The organism is Siphonobacter curvatus (assembly GCF_002943425.1).
Taxonomy (GTDB): Bacteria; Bacteroidota; Bacteroidia; order Cytophagales; family Spirosomataceae; genus Siphonobacter; species Siphonobacter curvatus.
Genome location: NZ_PTRA01000001.1, coordinates 1,168,676 through 1,184,069 on the forward strand (window position 1 = coordinate 1,168,676; position 15,394 = coordinate 1,184,069).

Below are 15,394 nucleotides of genomic sequence, written 5' to 3' on the forward strand. Positions count from 1 at the left end.
GGGTAACGAAATATATTGATTTAAACTCAGTGATGATACACGTGTAAGAAGTTGGTTAGGCCGCTAATCCGGCGTCCTTAAGCCTTCTATTCCACAAAGGTACGACTATATAAACGAAAAAAGCCTTCGCCACAGCAAAGGCTTTCTTAAGTTCTTCACAATCAGATAAAACTGTTAGGGGTATCAGTTAATCATAGCAAACAGATTGTGGTTAATCCCATTTCAGGTCGCTGCGGTACTCGTCGTCTTCTTCACGGGCAGCAAACTGCGTGAAATCGAATTCCGGCATCAACTCCGTCTTGACGTGATCTACGGCGTTTTTGAGAGCGTCTACAAACTTATCAAAATCTTCCTTGTAGAGGAACATTTTGTGTTTTTCGTACGCAAATCCATCTCCCTGGGGGTAACGACGACTTTCAGTAATGGTAATGTAGTAATCGTTGGCACGGGTGGATTTCACGTCGAAGAAGTAAGTCCGCTTCCCAGCCTTTACACGTTTCGAGTAGAGTTCTTCTCGTTCTTTTTCAGCCACAATTTTGGAAGTTTATGGTTTGAGTCGCTGGTAAAAATAGAAAGAAAGCGTTTGGTCGCAAAAAAATCGTAGAAAATAAGGTAGGTATTTCTACAAACCGTATAATCTATGGTTAGACCCTGGCAGCAAGAAAGGTCAGCTTTTTTAGTCGGAAGGTTAAAAAGAACGATCAAAAACCTTTTGAACAGGTTTCAGTTTATTCTTCTACCCGGTATTAAATCGGCAGAAGATTTAGTGCTTTTTTGTACCGCCCAATATAATAAAAAATAAGTGGATGTCAATTTTCAACCTGTGGAATTTATATAACTTTATGAACAATCTTTTGCCTAAAACGTGGAAAATAGTACCAGTTTCAGAAATTTGTCGTACGTTTGTAGCTGAACTCTACTCAGTTCAAGGCAATTCGCCCAAAGTGCTCCCGCCGCTGCTGAAGCATAACGTTAGTTCTTTGAACCACAAAACGAACTGCCTATGAATATATGGACACGTAGAGCGGTAACAGCAATGTTACTGAACTTAAGTATATTGCCCTGTATCGCTCAGGCTCATTATTCGGTGTATTACAAGAAATACCCTCCAGTCAAAAAACCACTGGGGAAAGAATATCGGGGTCGGGCTACTTACTACGGTAAACAGTACTTTGGTAGAATCACCGCCAGCGGCGAACGTTTAAAAAATGGTACGTGTGCACACAAAACCTTACCATTTGGTTCAATGGTGGAAGTGACTAATCTCAAAAATGGCCGTAAAACCATCGTCAGAGTAATTGATCGTGGGCCATTTGGAAAGAATCGAGATATTGATCTTTCCTTTGATGCCGCAAAAAAATTGGGTATGACTCAAGCCGGCGTCGCACAAGTAAACCTTAGGGTAGTGGGTACAAACGGTATCGTTTTACTCCGACCCAACAAATATCTTCTCGAAGATAACGCCACGATTACCGCCAGGGCGGACATGGCAGCACTAGAGTAGATTTTAGGGAGGTACAACAAAGAGTGTACCATTACATGTTTCAGCGGCAGCTTTTCTTAACCGCAAGCTTCGTTCAGTGGATAGAGATAACTGGTTCAGTCTCTAAAAACTTTCCGGAGGTTGCGGTTCTTTTTTTGCCCATACTTAAAAGTTTTTAGCTGCTCTCCCTAAACATTACCCGCTTTTTCCGTTATTCATTTAAGGTTACAAGAATAGTTACTGGCTAAGGTTGAAAAACACTTGGGAAATGAAAGCTATCCCCTATAAGTTAAAAATAGCTTGCCGGATCTGATTGCAAACCTCCTAAACCTGAATCACTCGTACCGCATGGCCCTGGATCTTACCAAAGCCCGAGAATACGGAAACATTGAATTTCTGGCCCGACAAATGGTGGAAGGTTTCATCACGGGTTTACATAAATCGCCTTTTCACGGCTTTTCGGTGGAATTTGCTGAACATCGCCTGTACAATACCGGTGAAAGTACCCGGCACGTGGACTGGAAAGTATACGGCAAAACCGACCGTTTGTATACCAAACAATACGAAGAAGAGACGAACCTTCGCTGTCATTTGTTACTGGATACGTCTTCGTCCATGTATTATCCCGAAAAAACGAACGGCAAAATTACCTTCAGCATTCTGGCGGCGGCGGCATTGGCGTACCTGCTCCAGAAACAGCGGGATGCCGTTTCCTTAACCACCTTTTCGGAAAGCGTAGAAGTGCAATTGCCAACTCGATCGACGGCCTCGCACATCCATAAGATTTTTCTGCAATTACAGCAACTGCTCCAGCAACCCAAACCCAACCGGAAATCTTCCGTGGCGGAGGTCATTCACCAGATTGCCGAACAGGTGCATCGCCGCTCGCTGGTGGTTATTTTCAGTGATATGTTCGATGATATTGAAAATTCGGATAAGCTTTTCTCGGCCCTGCAACATTTGAAGCACAACCGGCACGAGGTATTACTCTTTCACGTCAGCGATCGCCAGACGGAAGAAGAATTTGCCTTTGAAGAACGGCCGTACGAATTTATTGACCTGGAAACGGGCGAGCGGGTACGGGTACAGCCGGGGCAGGTACGGGACTATTACCGTAATGCCATCCAGAAATTTTATTACGATCTGCGGATGAAATGCAATCAATATAAGATTGATTTTATTGAAGCAGACATCTCGCAGGGCTTCGATCCGATTCTTTCGGCGTATTTAGTGAAACGCTCTAAAATGCGTTAGCAAGGGACACGTGTCCGTTCCGTCGTCTTTATACCCGATCCGTTCTTTTTATCTCTAGACCATGATTCGAAAACTCATTCCGCTAGTAGTCTTCACGGCCTTTTCGGCCTTCGCTCAAAAACCATCCACCCCTCAAAAGCCCGGGATGGTTTCCTACACCTATCGTCACAGTTTCCAGCGAGACGTAGCCGCTACGCTGGATACCGTTAAAGCATTAGGCATCACGGATATGGAGTTTTCCAATCTGTTTGGCCGTACGGCTCAGGATATTCGAAAACTACTGGACGAACGGGGCATGCAGTGCTCATCATTTGGGGTAGGGTATCCCGACTTTCTTAACAAAACGGCGGAAGTAGCCCAGAACGCCAAAACGCTGGGAGCTAAATACGTACGCGTTGCCTGGATTCCGCACGAAGGACCGTTTACGCTGGCCATGGCGGAAGAAACCGTAGCCAATTTTAACCGAGTTGGCAAAATCCTGAAAGAAGAACACGGCCTGACCTTCTGTTACCATAACCACGGGTTTGAGTTTGAGCCTTACGAGAAGGGTACCTTGTTTGACTACATCGTCCAGAAAACGGATCCTAATTACGTAAGCTTCGAAATGGATATACTCTGGACGTATTTTCCCGGGCAGGACCCGGTACAGTTGTTAGAGAAGTATCCCAAGCGCTTCAAGCTCATGCACCTGAAAGATTTACGCAAAGGGGTGAAGGGTAACTTATCCGGCGGTACGCCCGTTGAAAACGACGTGGCTCTCGGGACGGGGCAACTACCATTACCAGCCATTATGAAAGCAGCGAAAAAAACCAGTATTCAACATTATTATATAGAAGACGAAAGTCCGAACATTAAAACCCAGGTACCCCAGACAATCGCGTATTTGAAAACGCTGAAATAAAAAAAGAGCAACTGTTACGACAGTTGCTCTTTTCATTTAGGATTTTTTCTTGGCCTGCTGATTCAGCATAAACTCAAAGTAGTTTTCGAGTTCTTCGGCGGGAAGCTTCCGGGCAATAATCTTTTTGTCTTTGTCCAGTACGTAAATGGTTGGCGTTGCCTGGGCATCAAAGGTTTTCAGGTAATCAGTATAATGGACGGTCTGAGCCGTCTTCGGATCTTTGTGTATATCGATGACGTTCGTGAAATCCTGAATCTTGAACTCCTGGATGAATTTTCGCCATTCCTTCGGGTCACGTCGTAAATCCGTTGCGTAGATCTTCACGCCCCGGTTTTTATACTTCTGATAGAAGGCTTTGAGTTTCGGCATGGAATCCCGGCAGTGTCCGCAGTCATCCGAATAAATGAATACAATGGTATAGTTGGCTTTAAGATCGTGCAGGTTCATGGGTCGACCCAAGGTATCGGTCTGATACATGTTCGGAATGGTTTTTCCAACCAACAGAGGCTTCAGGATGGCAATGCGGTTTTTGAAGTTAGTCACCGTACTGGAATCCCAAAGAGCGGGTTCGCCCACGTAGTACTTTTCGCCCATGTGAACGAAAAAACCATCTACTCCTAATACTTTTGATTGCTCGTACCGACTGGTCATCCAGTAAGCCAAATACCGACGCATTTCCGTTCCTTTGGCCCGGCTCATGATCTTATCAGCATCTTTACTCAGCGAGTCGGGGGACTGATACACCAGATTTTCGAAGAAATTTTCCAGTTTTTGCTGAAGAAAAGGCGTCCGCAGGAGCCGTTCATCACTCAGGTCAATCCCGTCGAAGTAATGATTTTTGTAATAGCGGTACGCAAAGGTAGAATCCGGACGGCCGTTAGGCAGGAGTGGGGCCGGGGGAATTTCCGGTTCGGCTGCAGCTTTGAATAACTGAGCCGTAAACGAGCCCGCGTGTTCGCGAATGAATTTCTTGCGATACTCCGTCAATTCTTTTTGGATCGCTTTGATCTTAGCCGCTGCGGTCGGATCTGACTGAGCCGTTTGCCGCAACTGCTGTAAGGGTTCGATCCGACTTTGCATCTGATGGTTAAAGGCATAGAAAAGTTCATTTTCCATGGACCCTACGACCTTCATCTGCTTGGGCGGATTACCTGCGGCTATACTTTCCTTGTCGGTAATGAGTTCAAAGTCCTGATCGGCATCGACAATTAAATCGAATAGTTTCCACTGCGAAATAGAAATGACGTACAGACCTTCGGGTAGCTTCTGAGAGCCTGTGAATATAACATTGCCCTGAGCATCGGCTTTAGCCGTATCCTGTACGAAAAATTGACCACTGCCGAGGCCCGTATAGTAGGCCAGATAGCAGGTACTATCCCGTAAGCCCTGAATACGAGCCGTAATTTTATAGCCGCTCTGAGCCGATAGGGTATATGCTAGAAAACTAAGTAAAAAGGTAAAACAATAACGAAGCATAGGAGAATACAGATTGTCATTCAAAGGTAAGGTTTCACGTCTAAAGTTGCCGACCTTTGGCAGCCATCTTACAAACGTTTAAGTACACCTATCTATGTTTTTTTTACTTTCTAAAATTTTGTTTTATCTGTTAATGCCTATCACTTTTTTAGCGTACGGGTTACTAACAGCGGCTTTTTCCAAATCTGCCCGCCGCAAGCAATGGGCTATTTGGGCAACGTTGGGGTGGCTGTTTATCAGTACTACCGACGTTATTACGAATGAATTGGCACTAGCCTGGGAATATGCCCCAGTAACCCTGAAAGCGGATGAAACGTATGATATGGCCGTAGTATTAACCGGAGGGATTACCGGCAAAAAAGATGGAAAGGTGTTCTTCGGTAATTCAGCGGATCGAATTCTCCAGCCCTTGCTTTTATACAAAGCAGGAAAAATAAAAAAGATTCTGATTTCGGGTGGGTCGGGTATTGTATCGGCCCAGGCTGATTCTACTTCGGAGGGCAAAGCGGCTGCTCAGTTACTACACCTAGCCGGGATACCCCAGTCGGATATTATCCTAGAAGGAACCTCCCGCAATACCCGCGAAAATGCCAGGAATACCGCTAAACTATTGGGCCAAAGTACGCCAAAGATATTGCTGGTAACTTCAGCCTTTCACATGCGTCGAGCCGTCGCCTGTTTTCAAAAAGAAAACGTACAGGTTAGGCCTTACCCAACGGACTTTTTCGCCTCTGAGCGACAAACTGCCTGGGATTACTTGTTGATACCGAAGGAATATAATCTATTCTGCACCTATCGCATGATGCACGAAATAGTTGGGTACGTTATGTACTGGGCCATGGGGTATCTTTCCTAAGAGGAAAACAGATAGAGTAAAGAGCCAGAGAAACAGGAGCCTCCTGCTCGATACTCTATCAGGCTAATCTTAGGAAAGAATGTGTACCATTCGTAACAGATCGTCCGAAATGGGCTTATCCTTAGTAATACATTCGATAAAGGGCGTATAAACCAGGCGATTGTTGACAATACCCGTCATTACGTTTTTCTGACCCCGGAGTAAGCCTTCAATAGCACCCAGACCCAAACGACTGGCTAGAATGCGGTCGTAAGCGGACGGAACGCCGCCCCGCTGGATGTGGCCAAGCGTTGTCACCCGAATATCCACTTCAACGTCAATACTTTTCTTAATCTTTTCGGCGATTTCGGTAGCCCGACCTTCTTTTTCTCCTTCAGCAACTACTACGATGGAAGAAGACTTCTTCTTCACAAAGCCCTGCTTCAAGGTCTTAATAACGGATGAAACGGGTTCAGAAAGATCTTCCGGTACCACCACGAACTCAGCTCCACCGCCAATACCCGATTGAATGGCAATGTAACCCGAATCGCGGCCCATTACTTCGATGAAAAATACGCGATCGTGCGAATCAGCCGTATCCCGGATTTTGTCAATCGCGTCGAGTGACGTATTTACTGCCGTATCATAGCCAATGGTATAGTCTGTTCCGTACAAATCGTTATCAATCGTACCCGGAGCACCTACCGTTGGAATTTTAAACTCATTGAAGAAAATCTCAGCTCCGGTGAAAGTACCATTTCCACCGATGGCGACTAGTCCTTCGATGCCCAAGGCTTTCAGGTTGTCGTAAGCCTGCTGGCGGCCTTCAGCCGTAGTAAAGCGACGTGAACGGGCGGACTTCAAAATAGTGCCTCCCCGTTGAATTATATTAGAGACATCGCGGGATGTCATCGGATAAATATCACCTTCGATCATGCCGCTGTACCCCCGCCGAATACCAAATACTTCAACTTTGTGGTACATGGCACCCCGTACGACCGCCCGAATGCAGGCGTTCATGCCTGGAGCATCTCCCCCGGAGGTAAACACTGCAATACGCTTCATATTTGTGGTCAAGCCCGTGTTAGATTATTTTGGTTACAAATGGGATTACGGAAGTTTTGAGCACGCTCTCGTAAACTTGATGCAAATTTACAGCTTCTTTGGCTGGATTGGCTTTATGAACTTCAAAAATCAAAGAGTTCATGGTAATTTAATAAGATTCAATCTTATTTTCCATGTTTTTACGTACATAGTGGCACACTTTATCAGTTATTTTTCGAAAATTTGGTGTGTCCTTCCATCTTAAATAAATCCAATAAACATTTATCATTATCGTACTAAATGAGAAGGGTTTTGGCCCTTGGGGAAACCCGTATGAAGAGAGTTATCACATTTATTTCTATACTTTTAGGAGGAACTGGATCTGAGGTTTCGGCTCAGTTTTTGCTGGGGCAGACGGGTAGTAACTACGCAGGCATTCACGGGATATACGCCAACCCCGCCTCGGCTGTGGACTCCCGTTACAAAGTACACGTTCACTTAGCCGGTTACGAAAACTATCTCTATAACAACTACTTAGCCTGGGAAGCTCCGTACTCACCGGTTGCCATGCTAACGAATACCGTTTCTTCCAAGTACCGGGGTCCGAGCAAAGGAATCATCTTTCGCGACCAGGAATACTTGCGGGAAAAGCTCAACGGTCGCGACAAGCACTTGCGGGCGGGGGGGGAAGTTCGGGGACCGGGTGTACTGATTACGTTGAATGAAAAAAATGCATTTTCCTTCAATACCCGTATTCGGGCCGGGGTGGCTGTAACCCATGCCTCCCAATCGGTTGCTCAGTTAATCAAAAACGGAACGACGATAGGGCGGGCTATTGAACCCGAAGATTTCGGTACGCATGTGTACGCGAACACCAACGGCATGGTCGAACTTTCGGGAAGCTACGCCCGCGTGATGTACGATGAAGACGAAGATTTTGTGAAAGTGGGCGTAACCGTGAAACGCGTCATTGGTCTGCACCAGGGACATATTCTGGGTCGGAATATTGATTATGAGTACGTTCAGGATCCCACGTACGCCACAGAAGCCGCCGTTCGTCTTAAGTCCGTAGATGCTCAGTACGGAATCACGAATGAGGGGGCTCTGCAAAGTGTTAGCTTTTCTCCGGTCTGGCTGTTGGGAAACGCTCCGGCGGGTAGCGGCTGGGGAGCCGATCTGGGAATGGTCTATGAATATCGTCCGGACGTTCGGAAGTATTCCTACCGGGATCGCTACGGAGTACACCGTGACGCAAGCAAGAATAAGTACTTGTATCGGATTAGTGTATCCTTACTGGATATAGGACGGATTTTGTACAAGAATCCCAATTACGTGGAAGCGTATAAACTACAGCGGCGGGATGCCATTTTAGCGGAGGATAACTTCACAGGGATGCAGGGAATCGATGGCTTCATGTTGGGCCTGAACCAAACCCTAAACCCTTCCGAAAGTGAACGGATCGCCTCGTATCGTACGGCTCTACCCACGCGTTTGCAGGCAAGCATTGATTACAACGTCAAGGAAAAAATATACGTCAATGCCATGCTCATGCAGGGATTCGTCTCCAATAAACGGGCCGCATTTACCATGCCCTCCGTACTGGCCGTAACGCCGCGGTACGAAGGCAAATGGGTAGAAGTAGCCATGCCGGTAGCGTTGACGGATAATTACAGCCGACTGGCTCTGGGGCTGGGAGCCCGCCTGGGTATTCTTTACTTCGGCTCGGACAATCTGCTTTCTACGCTCAATATCGGCAATCCCAAAGGAATAGAATTTTATTTTGGTGCCCAGATTCCCATCTATCAGAAAGCTCCAGAATCGAATCTGAAGTGTTACCCGCAACGGGAAAAGCGAGGCTTGTTCGGATTTCTAAAAAAGAAGTAAGTACGAATGCAAAAATCCCCGGACTGTTCAGTCCGGGGATTTTTGTTTAACTCTTAATCATTCCGATGCCGATCAACAACAGGCCCGTTCCTAGTAACAGAAAAAAACCAGGAGCCAGCCAGGTAGCCAGCGGAGCATCAATCCGTGACTGTCCGGGTTTATCGAGAGCATAGCGAATGGGCAGCGAACGTCCTTGTAAGTTGGTCCGAGTAATGCGTAAGGCGTAACTCTGACCCGCTACTTCGTAAACGATCCGGCCATCTTCTACTTGACCAAACGTGCGGCCCGTGGTTTTCATCCAGCTCCGACGTTTCTGCAAGACGGTCCAGCCAATGAGAAAGGCGATGGCTCCAATAACCGTGACGATAACTCCAAAAACTACCATTCAAGCAACGAATTAAAGAATATATTGACTCAGGTCGCGATTCTGTACCAGTCCTGCCAGCCGTTGTTCAACGAGTTCTTTCGTAACTACCACCTGAGCATTCGGTCCGATCTGATCTGGAATGTCGAAGAGTACATCGTTCAGTAACTGACTAACTACTGTTTGCAAACGACGGGCTCCGATATTTTCAACTTCCGTATTTAACTGGAACGCCACTTCGGCCAAGGCATCGAGGGCTTCTTCGTTAAAGGACAAACTTACCGATTCGGCCTGTAACATGGCTTCGTACTGGCGAGTCAGGGCGTTACGGGGTTCTTTCAAGATTCGTACAAAATCACTCTTGGTCAGGGGTTGTAATTCCACCCGAATCGGGAAACGTCCCTGTAATTCCGGAATCAAATCGCTGGGCTTGGAAACGTGAAACGCTCCTGCGGCAATGAAGAGAATGTGATCCGTATGAATAACCCCGTACTTGGTATTCACCGTCGAACCTTCCACAATGGGCAGTAAGTCCCGCTGAACGCCTTCCCGGGATACATCCGGACCGGAGCCACCACTTTTGGCGGCGACTTTATCAATTTCGTCAATGAAGATAATACCCAGGTTTTCGGCTTTGCGAATGGCCTCTTCCTTGACCTCATCCATATCAATGAGCTTGGCCGCCTCTTCGTCAATCAAAATACGTTTCGCTTCACCGATGGTTACCTTCCGCTTTTTGCGTTGCTTGGGCATCATCCCCGAAAGCATTTCCTGAATGTTCATCATGGAACTCTCGTCAATGGGACCACCCATGACACCAATGTTGGGAGAGGCACTTTGCTGAACGTCGATTTCAATTTTGCGGCTGTCCAATTCACCCGTACGAATTTTTTCGCGGAAACGCTCCCGCGTCCGTTCGTTGAGTTCCGCATCGGAGGCATTTTCGGGTGAAACACTAACGGAGGACGAATGGAAACCCGTGGGTTGTTTGACCGGTGGAATCAGGGCATCGAGGATGACCTCTTCCACGGATTGAGCCGCCCGTTCTTTCACCGACTCTTTTTTGGCCGCCCGTACCATATGAATGGCCTGTTCCACCAGATCGCGTACCATGCTTTCCACATCGCGACCTACATATCCTACTTCTGTAAATTTAGAAGCTTCCACTTTGGTAAAGGGAGCATCGGCAAGCTGGGCGAGCCGGCGGGCAATTTCGGTTTTCCCGCAACCCGTAGGCCCAATCATCAAGATATTGTTGGGCATGATTTCCCGCTGCATTTCTGCGGCAGCGTTCATCCGACGCCAGCGATTCCGCAGGGCGATGGCCACATTTTTCTTCGCTTCGTGCTGACCAATGATGTATTTATCTAATTCCGCCACGATCTGACGGGGGGTAAGTGCTTCGAGACTTTTGGCTTCTCCGGGAGTCATAGATGAATTTCTGTAAAACGGTACATTCCTGGTTATTCAAATGGAGTACGCAGGAAAAATCAACAAATGTGTCAGCAAAACGAATGAATGTTAAAGCTGACAAGATGGCAACGGCACACAACGAATCTGCAACAAGTAAGCGATACAAAGATGGTACCAGAAACCAGATTCTAAAAAATCATGCGGGCTGACAGACCAGCAAAGGTGTAATTTTGGCGGTATCTTGTCAGGCCATCGGACGGGATACCGCCTGACCATACGTCACTTTTCTAAACCTATTTTTCATATGGCTGTCCGTTACGATACCGTTCGTAGTCTGGCCCTGGAATACCCCCACGTAAGCGAAGGACTTGCCTATGGGACGCCTTCGCTTCATTTGGGCCGCAAATTACTTGGTCGTTTACAGGAAGACGGCCAAACACTGGTCATGAAGCTGAATCCCGAGGAACGAGAAACGTACCTGGAACAGGCTCCTGATACCTTTTTTCTGACGGATCATTACCGAAATCATCCCGTCATCCTGGTAGATTTGACGCTGGTGCAATTGGAAGATGTGGTGCTGCTGGTAGAGAAAGCCTGGCGGTTTCTGGCCTCAGCCCGGCAACTGAAAGCGTACGGACAGAGAGTAGGGAAGCAATGAATTGACAATCAAGAGTTAAACGTAAAATTTTTAACGTCTGTTGTAGCTGATCTTACCGCATGCCAGCGTTTATTAAACGTATACGTCCAGCAAGCTGCATATCAAAATCAGATTTCATACCCCTTCATCGCTTTGCTTATGAGAAAGTGTATTTGGCTGGCTTTACTTGGGTTAGCTCTAGGCGGTTTTTCTTGTCAACGGGCAGCCTTAGATCCCACCTACAAGCCGGTGCTTTTTGTTATGAAAAAAGGCGATCAATGTCTGATGCTTACGGAAGGGCAAGCCTGGCCCGGCACCCCGTTATTTGACCCGAACCAAAAGGTGCAGTACTTGCTGGATAATCAGCCCACGGGGAATACGCAACTTTTAAAAGCGTTGTTAGCCCAACAGCAAATCAGCAAAATCATGGTTGGAGAGTCCCCGCGAAAAAAAGAAAAAATGATAGCGTTTACTACCAGGCCCTAAGCTCGAATCAATAAAGAAATGCGGGCTATGTGGAAGGTCTTTTTCGTCACGAGAAAAGACAAAATCAGTACACGGTCGTTGCTGATGAAACGACGAGTCTTTGGTTGGACAAAATATCTTCCTTTACGGCAACGTTAAGGCTAAAGCAAGTCCTTGCGGCCCCCGTATTAATTTTTACTTAGGATTGAACTTTCTTTTTGGCAAATCCTTTAAAAACTACAAATTTTGTAGGGAGAATCGTTTGATTTAGAGGGCTTGTCGGGGAATTATGCAAGAAGTCAAAAAAGGAATTATACAAGGAGTAATTATACTAGTGGCCTTCCTCTACCTGGCCAAATTATTTTACTTACAAGTGATTGATGAAGGCTACTCGGAAGCAGCCGTAAGCAATGCTATTGAGCAGGTCGTCCAGATTCCGTATCGGGGTCAGATTTACGACCGAAAAGGCAATTTGATTGTCTACAACACACCGACCTACGATTTGTTCATCACCCCCAAAAAAGCCCGCATTCCGGATACCCTTCGTCTGTGCAATTTGCTGGGGGTTACCAAAGTGCAGTTTGACAGTATGTACAACGTGGCCAAGACGTATTCCAAGTTTAAGCCTTCCTTGTTCATGCGTCAGCTTTCCGTCGAGGATTTTGCTCGTATTCAGGATGCCATGGTGGATTATCCTGGTTTCACTTTCGAAACCAGTGCGTTCCGTACCTACAATACATCGGCTCTGGCGAATACGCTCGGGTACGTAGCGGAGGTAAGCCCCAAACAACTGGAAGATCAGGAAGAACGCGGTGAAAATTACTACCGTCAGGGGGACTACATCGGACAAAGCGGTCTGGAAAAACAGTACGAGGAAACCCTTCGGGGTCGTCGCGGGATGAAGTACATCATGAAAGACGTACACGGCGTAGTGAAAGGGCCCTGGAAAGGGGGAGCGGCGGACGTTGTTCCCATTGCTGGAAAGAACTTGTATACTTCGCTGGATGTAGAATTGCAGCAGTACGCGGATAGTTTGTTTCAGAACAAATCGGGTAGTTTGGTGGCGATTGATCCCAGTACCGGCGAAATCCTGGCCATGGTATCGGCTCCCACGTACGATCCAAAAATGTTATCGGGACGGAGTTACTCTAAAAACTATCAAAAACTGGCTCTGAATCCGTTCAATCCCCTGCTTAACCGAGCCTTACAGGGTACCTACCGACCAGGTTCGACATTTAAAACCATCGAAACGCTGGTGGGTTTGCAGGACGGAGCCATTACGCCCAGTACGGTGTTGGGGCACTCGGGTATCCGCATGAACTGTCACTGCGGAAGTAGTTCAAGTACGCTGCACCGGGCCATTCAGATGTCCTGTAACCCGTATTTCTACCACGTATTCCGGCGAATCATTTACAACAACGACGAAACTAACGTTTTCAAGAAATCGAAAGTAGGGTTGACCCGCTGGCACGATCGGGTTGCCAAGTTCGGAATTGGCCAAAAACTAGGCGTGGATTTACCCTACGAACGCAAGGGACTCTTGCCGGATGTCGAGTACTACAACAAACGTAACAAAGGCGAAAACAATTGGAAATTCTCCAACATCTACTCCGTGGGTATTGGAGAAGGTGAGTTGCTGGTAACGCCGCTGAAACTGGCCAACGTGGCCGCCATTATCGCCAACCGCGGCTGGTACATCACGCCGCACCTGGTTCGGGCCATTGGTAACCCCAAGGGCGATCCACTGCCCGAGTTCAAAGAAAAACATTCGGTAGATATTGATTACCGGCACTTCGAAACCCTGATTGCGGGTATGTCAGATGCCGTTCGGGCGGGTACGGTGATGCGGGCCGCCTACATTCCGGACCTTGAAATCTGCGGAAAGACGGGAACTTCGCAAAACCCGAAAGGCCCTGCGGATAACTCCGTATTCATCTGCTTTGCTCCGCGTAACAATCCTAAAATTGCGATTGCCGCGGTGGTCGATTACGGAAAGTGGGGGGGGACGACTTCGGCTCCCATTGCCATGATGGTGGCCGAGAAGTACATCAAGGGAACCGTGAGCCATAAAGGACTGGAGCGGGAACTGATGAACAAAAATCTCCTGTACCTGCCGCCGCCTTCTCCCAAGAAAAAGCCAACGCCTCTGCTGCCCAAAGACCGGATTCTGATTGTAGAAAATGGAAAAGTGAAATCGGTACCGACGACTAAATCAGCTTACCCCCAGTTTTCGGTATATGATTTCATTACGATGCAATAGGTAAGGTTTGAATCATCTTTTAAAGAATAAGAAATTGGCTTCCCGCGAGAATAGTGTTTTAAACCGACTGGACTGGATTACCGTAGCCCTGTACGTGGCCTGCGTGGTGGTAGGCTGGCTGAATATCTACGCCGCTGTTTATAATCCCGAACAACCCATCAGTATTTTTAATTTCGATACGAATTCCGGGAAACAGCTGGTATTCGCGGGTTTTGCCGTTTTTATTATCATTGCCATTCTGGTGATTGATTACCGATTCTGGGAAACGTTCGCTTTTTTCATTTACGGATTCGTCCTGCTGCTGCTGATTGCCGTACTCTTTCTGGGGGCTAATATCAAAGGTTCGCACTCTTGGTTCCGGATCGGACCGATCGGTTTTCAGCCCGCTGAGGTCGCGAAGATGGCCACGGCTTTGGCGATAGCGAAGTACCTCAGCACGCCCGGAACCAATCTTACCCGGTTCAAGGATCAACTGAACGTGGGAATCTTCATGCTGATTCCAATGATTTTGATTCGAATTTCCGACGAAACGGGTCAGGCTCTGGTGATTGTAGGCTTGCTACTGATGCTGTATCGGGAAGGGCTGCCGGGGATTTATCCACTCATCATCATTGTGGCGGCAACGTTACTGGTTCTTTCGCTGACCGTCGAAACCCTAAACATTGCTATTGGACTGGCCGTTGTCGGGGCTTTAGTCATCTTTTTTCTACCCCGCTACCAGCGAAACCGAAAGACGTATACGGCCATGGGGCTCATTTACGTGGGGTGTATTTGCATGGTATTAGCGACGGATTTTATTATTAACGACGTGCTGGCTCCCCACCAGCGGTCCCGAATTGAAGTACTGATCGATCCCAACAGCCATAAACGCGGGGCGGGCTGGAACGTGATTCAGTCCAAAATTGCGATTGGTTCGGGGGGGATTTTCGGGAAAGGCTTCCTGCAGGGTACACAAACCAAGTTTGACTTTGTACCCGAGCAAAGTACCGACTTTATTTTCTGTACCGTAGGGGAGGAGCACGGGTTTATGGGTAGTATACTCGTCATTGGTCTACTGGTTGGGTTGATCCTGCGATTAATCGTACTGGCTGAACGACAACGCATTAAGTTTGCCCGCGTGTACGGCTACGGCGTTATCTCGATATTTTTCTTTCACTTTCTGGTCAATATTGGCATGACCATTGGGTTGATGCCAGTCATTGGCATTCCTTTGCCTTTCTTCAGTTATGGCGGGTCAAGCTTATGGTCCTTCACCATTTTGCTATTCATTTTTCTAAAGCTTGACGCTCAGCGTTCTCAAATTATGTCCCGGGTGTAAGCGTGCCAACCGCCAGACCATTCCTTTTCACCTTTCAGCCTAAAGTGGTGGGCGGGTTGA

Annotated in this window: 14 protein-coding genes; 9 read left to right on the forward strand and 5 right to left on the reverse strand. The window is 47.3% G+C overall.

Annotated elements, in window-relative coordinates:
* Nucleotides 1-211 precede the first annotated feature (211 nt).
* Nucleotides 212-532, reverse strand: coding sequence for a DUF3276 family protein (locus C5O19_RS04675; RefSeq protein ID WP_094808668.1), 321 nt, complete (start codon nucleotides 530-532; stop codon nucleotides 212-214).
* 471 nt (nucleotides 533-1,003) lie between these two features.
* On the opposite strand from C5O19_RS04675, the gene C5O19_RS04685 reads away from it, so the two are divergent.
* The 3 genes from C5O19_RS04685 (at nucleotide 1,004) to C5O19_RS04695 (ending at nucleotide 3,638) form a co-directional block, all read left to right on the forward strand.
* Complete coding sequence (locus tag C5O19_RS04685) at nucleotides 1,004-1,504, forward strand: septal ring lytic transglycosylase RlpA family protein (protein WP_094808669.1); 501 nt, start codon at nucleotides 1,004-1,006, stop codon at nucleotides 1,502-1,504.
* Nucleotides 1,505-1,831: 327 nt separating this feature from the next.
* Nucleotides 1,832-2,737, forward strand: coding sequence for a DUF58 domain-containing protein (locus C5O19_RS04690; protein ID WP_104713894.1), 906 nt, complete (start codon nucleotides 1,832-1,834; stop codon nucleotides 2,735-2,737).
* A 61-nt stretch (nucleotides 2,738-2,798) separates the two neighbouring features.
* On the forward strand, nucleotides 2,799-3,638 hold the full coding sequence (locus C5O19_RS04695; protein WP_104710124.1) for a sugar phosphate isomerase/epimerase family protein: 840 nt from the start codon (nucleotides 2,799-2,801) through the stop codon (nucleotides 3,636-3,638).
* A gap of 36 nt (nucleotides 3,639-3,674) precedes the next feature.
* Here the strand turns inward: C5O19_RS04695 and C5O19_RS04700 are convergent, their stop codons facing one another.
* The gene (locus C5O19_RS04700) at nucleotides 3,675-5,114 is read right to left on the reverse strand and encodes a redoxin domain-containing protein (RefSeq protein ID WP_104710125.1); all 1,440 of its coding nucleotides are present in this window, start codon (nucleotides 5,112-5,114) and stop codon (nucleotides 3,675-3,677) included.
* A gap of 133 nt (nucleotides 5,115-5,247) precedes the next feature.
* On the opposite strand from C5O19_RS04700, the gene C5O19_RS04705 reads away from it, so the two are divergent.
* On the forward strand, nucleotides 5,248-5,970 hold the full coding sequence (locus C5O19_RS04705; protein ID WP_165795938.1) for a YdcF family protein: 723 nt from the start codon (nucleotides 5,248-5,250) through the stop codon (nucleotides 5,968-5,970).
* A 69-nt stretch (nucleotides 5,971-6,039) separates the two neighbouring features.
* Here C5O19_RS04705 and pfkA read toward each other — a convergent pair whose 3' ends face one another.
* Nucleotides 6,040-7,014 carry a 6-phosphofructokinase gene (gene pfkA, locus C5O19_RS04710; protein WP_104710127.1) on the reverse strand — a complete coding sequence of 325 codons (975 nt, stop codon included), beginning with the start codon at nucleotides 7,012-7,014 and terminating at the stop codon, nucleotides 6,040-6,042.
* Nucleotides 7,015-7,326: 312 nt separating this feature from the next.
* On the opposite strand from pfkA, the gene C5O19_RS04715 reads away from it, so the two are divergent.
* On the forward strand, nucleotides 7,327-8,877 hold the full coding sequence (locus C5O19_RS04715; protein WP_133163301.1) for a DUF5723 family protein: 1,551 nt from the start codon (nucleotides 7,327-7,329) through the stop codon (nucleotides 8,875-8,877).
* A gap of 46 nt (nucleotides 8,878-8,923) precedes the next feature.
* Here C5O19_RS04715 and C5O19_RS04720 read toward each other — a convergent pair whose 3' ends face one another.
* Nucleotides 8,924-9,262: a hypothetical protein gene (locus C5O19_RS04720; protein ID WP_104710129.1), complete on the reverse strand. Its 339-nt coding sequence runs from the start codon at nucleotides 9,260-9,262 to the stop codon at nucleotides 8,924-8,926.
* 12 nt (nucleotides 9,263-9,274) lie between these two features.
* Complete coding sequence (gene hslU / locus C5O19_RS04725) at nucleotides 9,275-10,672, reverse strand: ATP-dependent protease ATPase subunit HslU (protein WP_104710130.1); 1,398 nt, start codon at nucleotides 10,670-10,672, stop codon at nucleotides 9,275-9,277.
* Between the two features lie 286 nt (nucleotides 10,673-10,958).
* On the opposite strand from hslU, the gene C5O19_RS04730 reads away from it, so the two are divergent.
* The 4 genes from C5O19_RS04730 to rodA all read left to right on the forward strand — a co-directional run bounded on the left by C5O19_RS04730 (nucleotide 10,959) and on the right by rodA (nucleotide 15,334).
* Entirely contained in the window at nucleotides 10,959-11,312 is a 354-nt protein-coding gene (locus C5O19_RS04730; RefSeq protein WP_104710131.1) for an MmcQ/YjbR family DNA-binding protein, read from the forward strand.
* A gap of 240 nt (nucleotides 11,313-11,552) precedes the next feature.
* Nucleotides 11,553-11,777: a hypothetical protein gene (locus tag C5O19_RS04735; protein WP_165795939.1), complete on the forward strand. Its 225-nt coding sequence runs from the start codon at nucleotides 11,553-11,555 to the stop codon at nucleotides 11,775-11,777.
* A 268-nt stretch (nucleotides 11,778-12,045) separates the two neighbouring features.
* Nucleotides 12,046-14,016, forward strand: coding sequence for a penicillin-binding protein 2 (mrdA, locus tag C5O19_RS04740; protein ID WP_104710133.1), 1,971 nt, complete (start codon nucleotides 12,046-12,048; stop codon nucleotides 14,014-14,016).
* Nucleotides 14,017-14,023: 7 nt separating this feature from the next.
* Nucleotides 14,024-15,334 (forward strand): rod shape-determining protein RodA, encoded by a 1,311-nt coding sequence (gene rodA, locus C5O19_RS04745; protein ID WP_243406325.1) that lies wholly within the window; start codon nucleotides 14,024-14,026, stop codon nucleotides 15,332-15,334.
* The last annotated feature ends 60 nt before the right edge of the window (nucleotides 15,335-15,394 follow it).